Annotated in this window: 9 protein-coding genes; all 9 read right to left on the reverse strand. The window is 36.9% G+C overall.

Features of this window, described 5'->3' with window-relative positions; translation table 11 throughout:
- Nucleotides 1-21: 21 nt before the first annotated feature.
- The 9 genes from DNK84_RS11725 to DNK84_RS11765 all read right to left on the reverse strand — a co-directional run bounded on the left by DNK84_RS11725 (nt 22) and on the right by DNK84_RS11765 (nt 11177).
- Nucleotides 22-873, reverse strand: coding sequence for a hypothetical protein (locus DNK84_RS11725; protein WP_119344683.1), 852 nt, complete (start codon nt 871-873; stop codon nt 22-24).
- A 50-nt stretch (nt 874-923) separates the two neighbouring features.
- Nucleotides 924-3779: a DotA/TraY family protein gene (locus tag DNK84_RS11730; RefSeq protein WP_119344684.1), complete on the reverse strand. Its 2856-nt coding sequence runs from the start codon at nt 3777-3779 to the stop codon at nt 924-926.
- Nucleotides 3779-4231 carry a hypothetical protein gene (locus DNK84_RS11735; RefSeq protein WP_119344685.1) on the reverse strand — a complete coding sequence of 151 codons (453 nt, stop codon included), beginning with the start codon at nt 4229-4231 and terminating at the stop codon, nt 3779-3781. Before DNK84_RS11735 ends, DNK84_RS11730 begins: the two co-directional genes overlap by 1 nt.
- A gap of 10 nt (nt 4232-4241) precedes the next feature.
- The gene (locus DNK84_RS11740) at nt 4242-4868 is read right to left on the reverse strand and encodes a DotI/IcmL family type IV secretion protein (RefSeq protein ID WP_119344686.1); all 627 of its coding nucleotides are present in this window, start codon (nt 4866-4868) and stop codon (nt 4242-4244) included.
- 4 nt (nt 4869-4872) lie between these two features.
- Nucleotides 4873-5340, reverse strand: coding sequence for a type IVB secretion system protein IcmW (locus tag DNK84_RS11745; RefSeq protein WP_119344687.1), 468 nt, complete (start codon nt 5338-5340; stop codon nt 4873-4875).
- Nucleotides 5341-5351: 11 nt separating this feature from the next.
- The gene (locus DNK84_RS11750) at nt 5352-8387 is read right to left on the reverse strand and encodes a hypothetical protein (RefSeq protein WP_208123321.1); all 3036 of its coding nucleotides are present in this window, start codon (nt 8385-8387) and stop codon (nt 5352-5354) included.
- Between the two features lie 23 nt (nt 8388-8410).
- Nucleotides 8411-9250 (reverse strand): hypothetical protein, encoded by an 840-nt coding sequence (locus DNK84_RS11755; protein WP_119344688.1) that lies wholly within the window; start codon nt 9248-9250, stop codon nt 8411-8413.
- A 76-nt stretch (nt 9251-9326) separates the two neighbouring features.
- A complete protein-coding gene (locus DNK84_RS11760) occupies nt 9327-10364 on the reverse strand; it encodes a DotG/IcmE/VirB10 family type IV secretion system protein (RefSeq protein WP_162902422.1) in 1038 nt (345 codons plus the stop codon).
- An 81-nt stretch (nt 10365-10445) separates the two neighbouring features.
- On the reverse strand, nt 10446-11177 hold the full coding sequence (locus tag DNK84_RS11765) for a DotH/IcmK family type IV secretion protein (RefSeq protein ID WP_119344690.1): 732 nt from the start codon (nt 11175-11177) through the stop codon (nt 10446-10448).
- Nucleotides 11178-11565: the final 388 nt, after the last annotated feature.

An 11565-nucleotide genomic window follows, 5' to 3' on the forward strand; every position in this document is an offset into this window, starting at 1 on the left:
CAGGTGTCCTGTAGTGTGATCCTATTTATATAAATTATACGAAAGCATATGTGAAGTGGTTAGCTGTGATTTTTCCACCCAGGAACATGATTCATCACCAGGGCTTTTTTGCTGGCATAAAAATAAAATATTGTTACCTTTTACTTTCATCACAATACTATTATTATCACACTTACCAACTGTTAATTTTCCACCGTTTTTACGTGTTAAATAGCATCTTCCCATATGCCCAGAAAAACTAACCACCACATTATTTTTATCTTGATTACTACCACAAGGATCAGACCAATGCCTGCTGCTACTGCTATTTGCGTAATATTGGCTGCTACTGCCACAGGCTTTTACCTCAAGCGCGCCAATACCTATTCCAACCAGCTCATGATCAAAAAAGTTATCTGATAAAGTAATTGTTATTACACCTGATGATAAACTAGTATGAGAAATAACAGCCGCAGGGTGCACTGTATTCTTTAAAACATTAACTACACCTGCTCTAAACTCGCTAGCGCTGGATTTTTCATCTAATCCTATATGTAGCTCAATTTCAGAATTATCTTTAAAAAATATCGTAACATTACCTATAACAGATGTATCCTTGTTACTCCCAGATGAAGCTAAAGTAAACATTCCCCCGTCCCCAGTATATGACTTTTTCACTACTTTTCCATGTGTCATACTAACATTCAAGCTTTTTATTTCTACTCTAGAACTATTTTCTAAACGCACCCCATAGTGAATTGTTTCATTTGCAAAAGCAAAAGGCGTTAATAAGATCATGCCAGCAACACACATAAACCATTTTTTTTTGTTTTTTATACTAAGAAATAGACAAGAACCATTTCGGTTATTTTGTCCATTTATTGTTTTTTTCACTACATTGACCTCTTTATATTATATAATGCCAAAAAAACGCATCGTTTAACTTAGCTAATGTCCGCGTCATTACCAGGTGTCTTCTTTGACTTTTGATATTCAGATGCAGAGTTAACAAACGCCCCGGATGACTGACCAACATTTTGCACGCCTTTTGCAAGCTCTTGTTGTGTCTGATTAGAACGCTCAACTGCTTGTGTGCCCGACTGTGCCGCACCTTGAGCGTGTTGAGAGGCCGTTGATTTCATCTCACTCAACTCCTCAACGCCGGCACGCTCATTTTGCCCACCCCCAATCCATTGCAAGACTTTATCCGGTAAAATATAAATCAATGAGAAGCACTTATAAAATGCCATGCTAATAAAGCTTGCATAAAGGAATAGCAGGATAATACTTAAAACACCACTGGTATAAATTTTTGTGCCTGTAGCATTTGCAGTAAAAAGCCCATAATATTGACCAATTTGTGTTGCAATCACATGAAACCCATGCGCTGAAAAACTCACGACAATATAGGTTAAAATAAGCCCACCTATCATACCAACAACCATTAATACCGGGCGCAAAACTAAATTTAACATGATTTTAATTGCCGGCTCCGACTCACCATACATATCATGCCGTCCATCAGGATAAACAAGACCAAGTGCGACAACGGGTGCAGCAATCAATGCCTCAATAATCAATAAAAGCCAGGCCATTTTTCCGGCCCAAAATAACATAAAAGGCGCTAGTGGGATGACAAGTGTTAACATAATGGCAATACCAAAAAGTGTTACCAATACAAAAAATAGAATGGGAAGCCAGATAAGCTGACTGGATAAATCATACATCATTTTCATCATTGTAATCTGCGCTGCCACATCACCCATCGCAGAAATCGCACCAGGTAAACCTGGCGCAAAAAAGCTTCCAGCTGCAGCAACCAAAGCAGCTGCTTTAGCCGTGGTTTGTTCAACACCAACGGCAATCATCATTGTTTTTGCTTTATCTCTCACTTTGTTGGCAACACTTTGCAATGACTCAACCATCATTGTGATAATTGACTGACCAACGCTTTGAATTTGTTTTATCTGTGAAAAAGCCTGTGTTACCACACCACCATCGCTTGATTCACCAAGATTATATAATTGCTGCAACACACTTTTATCAGGATTCGTAATACCCATATTACTAAACAATGTATCCAAAAAATTCTCTGCAGGATCAGATAAATCTTCAACATCAGACGCTGTTTTGATAAAGCTTACGCCATTTTGTGATAAAAATTTAAGAAGTTCAATAAATCCTGCGACCATTTGCTGCTGAGCTTCCACTGTCATTCCTTGCTTTTGTGTTAAGGCATCAATAACCATAAAGTAGTTCCCAATATCACTTGAAACCGTATCAGGAATTACAGCATCAACAATCTGTTGACAACCTAAACCAGGAAATGGCGTTGTATTTGTGTCACCAAATGCACGACAGGTTGTATTAACATCATCTTGTTTTTGATTTGCCTTGGTCAGGATATCACTAAAGTCCTTTTTTAATTTTGTCATATCAAGATGCATATATTGATCCCCACTATCCGCCAAAGAAGCAATATCCAGAAGCTTTGTTGTATTTGTGGGACTGCCTTGCGGTTTCAAAGTATAATGCAACGATTGCTTTGCATAGTTTGAAGCAAGAGTATCTACAGGCTGCCCTTGCCTGAAATAAACAATTTGCAAACCAGTTTTATTAAGTTTAATCAAACCATTGTTTGTCTCATCAAATAATTGATTAAATGTATCAAATGCACTTTGAAAGTTTGTCATCGTTGTACTAAAGCTATCATCTATTTCAAAATACTTCTGATCTGCATTCCACCAGACACCACTGGCAGCTTGGCTATCTGAGCCTTTTGTATTTTGTGAACCCGTTTTATTGTCATCTGACGCAATCCCGGCTAACTGTTTTCTTACATTATCTACGATACAACTAGAAACGACTTCAAGCGGATGAGCTGAGGCATCCCCCAAATAGTTGGATACATTTATCCCCTTACTAATCACATCAATATACCCTGACACACTCGGATCGCAGTCCTTACGATTTTTTGTGTAACCTTGCAATACCTGTTGTGCCTTGCTACTTATATTCCTATCTACACTGTCAGGAATAATCACATTATATTGCCAAATAAAATGATCCAGCAAATACTGGATATAGTCATCTCCATCAAGATAGGTCCATTTATCCATTCCATTAAGCATATATTTTACATTTTGTGAGATATCACCATCATTTTTAAAAAAATCATCAATACCGCTGGTGCTACTTGCACTAACATAGGATTGTATTGTTTTGGCAGCTTGAAGGATATTGGTACTTTCAGTGTCAGCCGTTTCATTGATTGTTAATGTATTGTTCTTGATATTATTTTTTTGTACATAGGTTTGGATATAGTCAGATAGCATATACACACCCAAGTCATCCGTGAGGCTTTGATTAATATTACTGCTTAGCGTTGGCGGCACAGAGCTGTGGGTTATATCATTATAACTGTTACTCCAAACATGATCGGCAAAGCTAATCCCCACACCAACAATGACAAAAATAAAATATTGTGCGATACAAAACCCTGATTTTAAAGGAATCGCTGACACACTGCCAAGAATCACACGAAGTGGGATCCAATAAGAGCTCCAGTTCTTTCCTAAAAACTCACCATCTTTAGCGGTATTAATCGTACCAATCACCAATATAAATGCATATAATGCCGCAGCAGCTAATATAATGTTGGTGTTAAAATAATAAAACACCATTCTAAATGCTGAATCAGTATAATTACCAGATAGCGCGCCACTGGCATGCTGTCCTGAGGAGAAACTAAAAAGTGAATCAATGATATCCCATGCATTTTGATCTTGTGCAAGTGCCATTATTTGCCTCCTAGTTTAAATACATCACTTGCCCATTCTTTTAATGTGCAGCCTAATTTCTTTTTTTGTAATTGATAGCGCCAAAAGTGAAACCGAAATGCATTAGCAAGCGCAATAAGCAAAACAGATAAACTGATAATGGCAATATACCAGTCTCCTTGAATAAATAAATAAAGCATGTAGAAGTATCCCAGTAGTACAATAGTTAGCCATAAACGAACAAGGAAAGTAAAGCGCTTTGTCAGCATTTTAATTTTCTCCTGATCAACGCCAATATCCTCAAGCTCATTAAAGTGCATTTCACGATTTGGTCGTTTTATTCTAAAAAAAACACGAAAAACATGACCAAACCAGTGATGCTGCTCTTTGAAGGATGAAGTCAAAAATATCTTTTTTGTCCTTCTGAGACGCTGCTTTTTAACTTTCTTTCTCTCATCTTTTTGCTTACGCATAGCTTCCCCTTTACTCAACTGATTGTTGAATGATTTGTGATATACCAAAATACTGCCAGCTATCACGTATTTGCGTATCCGTATTTTTCTGGACGGTAAGCTTCACGACAACCTTGGACGTATTCATTGATTGACCCTTTGAATAGCTAATCATTAATGGCACTTCAAGTTTCCAGCTGGGTATGCCTGATATTGAACCGATGGCTGTGACAACAGGAACACCATTAAGTACAGCACGTTCAACAATATGGTTGTCTTTAATCTTGTCTATCACCGGTTTAAAGGCTTTATTAAAAGATATCCAGCCATAGTCCGTAAAAAGGTTTTGAAATGATAAAGCCTCTTCTTTGTAATTTAAAAAATCAAGTGAATAGATTTTTTGAATATTCATACTGACCCAGTTAACAACCATCTCCTGCGTAATCCGTGGCACATTATGTGTCTGTAGCGATTTAATTTGACCATCATTATTAATTGCAAGAAAATTAAATTTCTCTTTGGCATGCTGATTCAATACCGTAAAAACCAATATAATGTTGAGGATCACACTTAACAAAAGCACCTTGATCATTAAACGGAAATTCGATTTATAGAAATGTGATTTCTCGATAATCTGTTTTAATATATCTTGTTTCATCGGTTTACTGCTCCATACAATGCATAAGGGCTTGCTGTAATGCCTTTATGCGATCTTCATTAAAAACACGTGTTAAAATAATATTTTTTTCAAAGCTCATACAGCGGCTGATCAGATGTTCATATCGTTTATCTGAAACCATCATGCGATAAAGGGATGAAAAGCGCGTTTTATCAACCCTGTGTAAATTTTGCATAAAATACATTAAAAGTGTAGTAGGCAAGCTATCACAGACTTGTAAAACCTGATGCTCACTATACTCAGGATTCTCCTTCAATGTTTTTTTGCAAAAATCAGAAAATTGCATATAAAATGTATCGGATAGATTGATATTATTCTCTTTGAGCTCTTTCACATCATATGCTGTTAGTAATGCCATTTGATGAGGTGTCTTCTTAGACTGCCAAAAGTCAATGATCTCCTGAAGAGCAGCTGCCTTAAAAGTTGTGGTTTTTTCGCTTTGATCATGCATTTATTTTATCCTTATCTCTTCGCCACATAAGAAGGCAATTGCGGCGATTGATGTCTGTATGCTGTTTTATTGTTTAATTGCGTTTCACTCCGTGCATTATTACGCTTTAAATCATATTCATGTAAAAAATGCGTCAACAGCTCTTGTGCTATTTGTTTTATCGTCTTATCAGGGTGGCGTTTAAGCTCAATCTCAAAAAAACGCTTTGCGCTACCTGTTGCAAAATAATCCGCCAATATTTTTAGTGTATCTAATATGCCAGCATGCTCACACAAGAGTGTTTTAAGATAAACATCTTCTGCTGTTGTTGTGAAAATCCATAGCTCATAGGCACAAAGCGTTAAATTTAAAAGTTGTGTATTAACGCCTTGTTTTGTATGAAACTGTGCAATAAAATTCATGCCATTGCTACCAGGGCCATGCACAGCCTGTTTTAAGACTGTACTTTCTGTCTCATTTAAACCAAAGTGTTTTACCGTATTATCAAGTGCACTTTGATTGCCACCACTTAAAATAAATATAGAAGTTGCAAACTCAAGCATTGTTGGGCTAAAGTCACTTAACGACTGCGAAGCCAATGTCACTTGCACGTTATGCTTTCTTCCTTCACGCATATCGGTTAAGACCTGTCTTAATATAGGTTGGCAGCCATGTGTACGATGAAACTCATCAAAAACAATACGCTTAGGTATCATCAACAAAGATTTAATCAAGCGTTTATGGTGATCTTGATAGACTAAAGGCAAATCTGTTAAGTCATGTGACTTCACAAAGAAGTAACTTGCGGTTAAATGCCGAACTAACATATAAGCGATTACGGATGTTCTAACATCTTTTGATGAACCACCAGACATTACTGAAGAAAGATCAAAGGCAACAAGCCTTGCTGTCACGGCAAGTCTTGTAACCATATTTATTGATGGAAAGTTCTTAATAATTGCCGTAATATTTCGACAAAAATACTGAATGAAATTTTCACCATTACTCAAGGTAATTTGTTGGTATAAATCAAGAATAGCACTGTGATTCACCGCAATAATCAAATCAGATAATAAGGGCATGGCATAACGCTGTGCCACTTCAGCTAATTGCACTTGGCCCTGCTCAAACAGATAATCAGTTACCTGCCACCAAGTAATGTTTTCTTGTGAAGAAAAATGTTGGTAAACAACCGCATCCACTTCATCATTCACCCCCTGATGGTAACGTTTAGGCTGTTGATTGTCACTTGTCATGACATAAAGCGTATCGATAACCATGCCAAGCATTGAATCCATACCATCAGGCAACTTGCTATCCATATCCTCAATTAAGAAAATAGAAACAAGATTAATAAGAAAGTCTCTGTGCGCACTGCTTGGATATCTTGCCCCTAGAAAAGTATCAAATGGGTTAATCGCATCATTTTCTTGAAATTCAAATGTATAAGATTGCGCAACGCCTTTTTTCTGACTTGTTTGCTCTATAAAGTCAATAATACCTTCTGAGGATTTCCCAATATCAAGTATTGAAATATAAGGCAATTCATCAACACCTTGCTTTAAACACGCGGCAAAGTTTAGCGCATTTAAAAGTACAGATTTCCCAGCGCCTGATCGTGCATAAATAAGCTCTACCCAGCTGACCTGCTGTGAAGATCCACTTTGGTAAGGCCAAAGTTTTCCATCAGGTGTTCGAAAAATCATCGCACCATCACGCCATGAAGTCGCCGGCCTAAATAAAGGCATCATTGCAACAGCATCTTCCAATGGTGCTGCTACAGCACAAGGGAAACGACCCTTGTTCATGGCAAGCGTTGTGTTGGTAACAACCTGAAATGCATCACCAAAATTGGTTGTAACCTGCGCGCCTCCCCAGCTTTGCACTGCCTTTGTTAATGCTGTCTTCCTTCGATTAAACAATACTTCATCCTCCACTGGTGCCCAGGTCATTAAAGCAACAGAGAAATTTGTGATGGGTGTGTCACTATTCTCATCTAAATGCTTTAGAAGTTTATGTGCATTACAGATAAGACGGTTTTCATGTGAACTAAATGTTAAAAATTGTGCAAGTAATGCTTTAGACTGGCTAATTTTGACACCATCACTTGATAATGAATAAGCTATTTGCCAGGGAACTTTATACTCTTTAAGCGTTTTAAACAACTGATAAAATGATTGAATATGCTTTGGAAATAAACTTATCACAACCGGCGCATAACGATACTGTCCAATTGTACATGTTGACATGTTATTATTTTTTGCATGCTCGGTAAAAAGCTGTCTGGAAAGTGATGGCCATAACCATGCTGACCAGTCAGAATAAGAAGGTTTTGCATGAATTTTATCACCAGGTAAATGTGCCTGCCAATGCCGATCTATCGCATCTGGTGCTAACTGTTTTTTAACACGATTTAAGAGCCTTCCAACCTCCAAGCGCTCAACACACAGTCCTAATGAAGTAAATGACTGTTCTAACATTGTCATTGTTGCCGAATGCTGTAGTCTCACTTCGTTAATAACATGGAGAATATGCTGTGCATTATTAGATATTTTTAATGATTTTCCCCGAAAATTTTTTGCTTTCTCTTTATATATGCGCTTTTGATCAGCACCATCTATAATTTGCGGTGTTGTCCAAACCACGATATAACACTTTTCATATACATTGACTTCTGTTAAGTTTTTCTTTTTTTCAAGAAAATAATCAGATATCTTTAAATCAAGGCGTTGTGCCGTTTTTACTGATGGTTGTAGTAATGATTCAATCTCTTCTTCTGTATCTTCTGAGTCGTATCGAAAAAAGCACTTTATCTGAATCCCTTTTTTTTGCAGAAGTGGCGCAAAAATTAAATTAATTTGCTGACATAAATAAGCATATTCTTCACTGGAAATCATATGATTAGCACCAATATATTCCATGACTGATACTAAGGATCCATCTTTTGTAATCAATGTATGTATATCATCAGCACTCTCCAAATCACAATAATGATAAATGGATTTTTTCGTACTTTTATTAATCCATGCGAAAAGTGACTCGATACTGTTATACATTGTGTTAATCATAGTATTGCCTTTTTCATTGTTACTTACTTAAATACATAACCTGACTCGGTATAGACACGATTTTTCTCATCATCCACTTTCATAACACGCCCATACCCCTCAAGTGTATCGCCTTTTTTCACTATCATCGTTTTGCCTTTGTTATCTTCAAGCCAAGCGACACCATCAACAACAGCCGTTAAATGTAGTTGATCGGCAACATTAATTGCCTTAGCATTTAAGTATTGAATTTGACGCTTTAGCTGATCTATAAGCTTTGTGAGCTGTTGACGCTTCTCATTTTGTTGTATATCTGACACCGCATTTTGCAGTGCTTTTAAATGATCGACTGTTAGCTTTTGTGTTTTAAGCATCGCACTTTGTGATTCTTTAATTGTTTTAAGCGTCTGTGCTAGTGAAATAAGCTGCTTTTCTGCCTGATTATTCTGCTGAATAATTTTGGCAACTTCTGCTTGGGTCTCTTTAAGCTGCTGGGCATCGATATTTGTTTTTTGTACGCTTGCAATCACTGGTGTAGGCTTTGCAACAGATGTAAAGTTCCTTGTGTAATCAGTCCTGTGCACTTTAGTTGGCGCACTTGCTGTATTTTCTTTTGTATTTAGCATTGGTGACAGTATAAAATAAACACCAAAACATATCACAATAATTGCAATAGCATAGCCAATATAAATCCTCTCAAACTTAAACTGAGCAATCTTCTCTTTTAAGCCAATGTTTTTTGCTTCCGATACTGTATTTTCTTCATCCTGGTTTGCAGACAGCTCATCTTCACCATCATACATATTGGGATGCTTTAATGAATTGGTATCTTTTTCATCGCGACACTTAATCGCTTCATCATTATAAAAGTCTACTTTCCCCATATCATTTCTCTTTTTTTTTCAATTATTGTTATTAACTATTTCCATACCCCAATGATCATTAAAAACGCAATTTTAACTACACTTTAACATCCTGCATAATAAGCACACCAATAGGACTACCCTGGTCAAGTGTTACCGTTGGTGCACGGTTGAATTGGCTTGCCATATTACTGCTTAATGCACTACCAATTTGTCCAAGCCCTGAATAAGCTGCCTCAGATAGTGGCTTTAAATCTCCTTTTTGTGTATTAATACATATATACGCACCTGCTGGGCATTGGTACTGATTATCACTAAAATATGTTCCAAATCCCTGTAGGAATGATGCGGCAAAAAGGCTTCCATATCGAAGTAAATAATGGTGATCAACATCTGTTGCTAGTGCGGTTTGTGCTGTTTTTTGATTCACAGCAAATGCATTAATTGAAATGCTTTGTGATTTATCCTTAAGCGCTAGAGTATTAAATTTAATCACCAGTTTCTCATCTTCTCTGGTAAAACTGCCTAAAAGTTTCGCACCACGATAAGGGCCTGTAACAATACTTGCCAATACTGGTGTGCTTGGCTGGTCACTATTAAGCGCTGTGTCAATAACACCAAATAAAATATCACCTGCCTTAAATAATACCTTGGCATCACCTTTGCGAGCGTTTCCATTACTATCGCTTGCAAGTCCAACCGCTTCTGCTTTCTCCATACTTGGTGCATGCGACCAGGCTTTTACGATTGCCTGGAAATTATTTTCAGCAGACTTATAAGAGACTTGTGACACAACTGCTGTTTGATTTTCGCCACCTTGCTCTTTAGCTTGATTATCTGGATTAACTTCCTCATGATAAAAGGCGACAGGGTCTTTTTGTTGATGCTGATAATTCTCTGACTGAATGCTTTGTTTTTTTACTTGAGGTGCTTTTGGTTTCTCACCATCAAACACATCATCAACATAGCTTTGATCACTCTTTTCAGCCTGTTTAATCTTTTTTTGTTTTGCTTTTTTTTCTAATGTTTTATAGCGGGGGTCTGTAATATCTGTTTTACTTCCTTGATCAATGTCATTTGTCGATACAGATGAATCAAGATAAGTGTTTGACTTTTTTGTACAGGAAAAAAGCATAAAAAAAGATATCAATATGACTACCAAAAAAATGATCACTATTCTTATCCGAGGATGGTTTTTTAAGAAATTCCACATCACTTAGCTTCCTTTAATATGAATTTCTTGCATTTTTGTCTGATCCGACAACATAATGACTGGTGTTTTATCAATCTCATATACATTCGTCTTCCCCATAGTGTTGTCTTCAAGATGATTTATATAAGCAGGTGAAATAAGTGTGCTTGACGTTAAGATAAGATAATGATTCTGGTATGACCATACCTGTGTTTTTACATCACTTGGGCTTATCTGTACACTTTGCGCACCTTCTGGTGCAACACCTGATAGTAACCCTAATAAATATGGCTGATGCATTGCTTTAACATTCTCACTATCCGTACCATCATCTACACGAATGTAATCCTCATAGTCCCATGAGCTTTGTGTAGACTGCAACATTACTGTCACAGGTGTAGCGCGATTTTGCAACATAACCACCAGGTTTGTATTTATATAAGGCTTCTTAGACTGCAGCATTAAAATGCCACTTTTTTGATCCCAGTTGACAGTAAAATCCTGCGCGTCACCAATAATATAACTCTTGATTGGCCAAATCGCGCCCTTTTGATTGGTCATAACAACTGAGGTGACCACCCCTATACCAAGCCTAACATTTGGGATTGACTGGCGCATACCGGGTTTTGTATTTGCAATTAAGATACGTGATACCGCCTTTGCCCCACTCATTGCTGGCATCACTGCAGCGGCTTTTTGACGAGAACTCAACTCAGGCTTTGCAGCTTCTATTTCACTTGCACTTAATGGCAACATATCATTCACCAATCGAGTTGAAATTCCTTGAGAAGAGACTAAGTCTCCTGCTAAAACCAGTTGGTTTAAAAAGAGTAACCCAACAAAACTTATAATAAACTTTATTTTCAATTTAAAAATTAATTGTTTAATTATTGATTGGTCAAAATATACCTTAATATAGTCTTAAGTATAAGAACCCAAATCCAAACTCATCAAATTGATTGATTATCCTGATGGTTTTTCAAATTTGCGACATTTTTGGAGCGACTTACTTTAAAAATTCATCAAAAAAATTGTTAAAAGATGGATTTTCTAGACATATTATATGAAATAAATTGTTAGAAAAAACAACAAGCTTGACTGGTGTGTAAGCACAGCCTACACTTCTAGTACCTTTTCCATTTAA

The organism is Facilibium subflavum (genome assembly GCF_003574485.1).
Classification (GTDB): Bacteria; Pseudomonadota; Gammaproteobacteria; order Francisellales; family Francisellaceae; genus Facilibium; species Facilibium subflavum.

Bases quoted from the DNA above. Each gene is read 5' to 3' on its own strand.
- DNK84_RS11735 (WP_119344685.1), bottom strand. From the start codon at position 4,231: ATGCGTAAGCAAAAAGATGAGAGAAAGAAAGTTAAAAAGCAGCGTCTC.
- DNK84_RS11745 (WP_119344687.1), bottom strand. From the start codon at position 5,340: ATGCATGATCAAAGCGAAAAAACCACAACTTTTAAGGCAGCTGCTCTT.
- DNK84_RS11750 (WP_208123321.1), bottom strand. From the start codon at position 8,387: ATGATTAACACAATGTATAACAGTATCGAGTCACTTTTCGCATGGATT.
- DNK84_RS11755 (WP_119344688.1), bottom strand. From the start codon at position 9,250: ATGGGGAAAGTAGACTTTTATAATGATGAAGCGATTAAGTGTCGCGAT.
- DNK84_RS11765 (WP_119344690.1), bottom strand. From the start codon at position 11,177: ATGTTGCCATTAAGTGCAAGTGAAATAGAAGCTGCAAAGCCTGAGTTG.
- DNK84_RS11760 (WP_162902422.1), bottom strand. From the start codon at position 10,364: ATGCTTTTTTCCTGTACAAAAAAGTCAAACACTTATCTTGATTCATCT.
- DNK84_RS11740 (WP_119344686.1), bottom strand. From the start codon at position 4,868: ATGAAACAAGATATATTAAAACAGATTATCGAGAAATCACATTTCTAT.
- DNK84_RS11730 (WP_119344684.1), bottom strand. From the start codon at position 3,779: ATGGCACTTGCACAAGATCAAAATGCATGGGATATCATTGATTCACTT.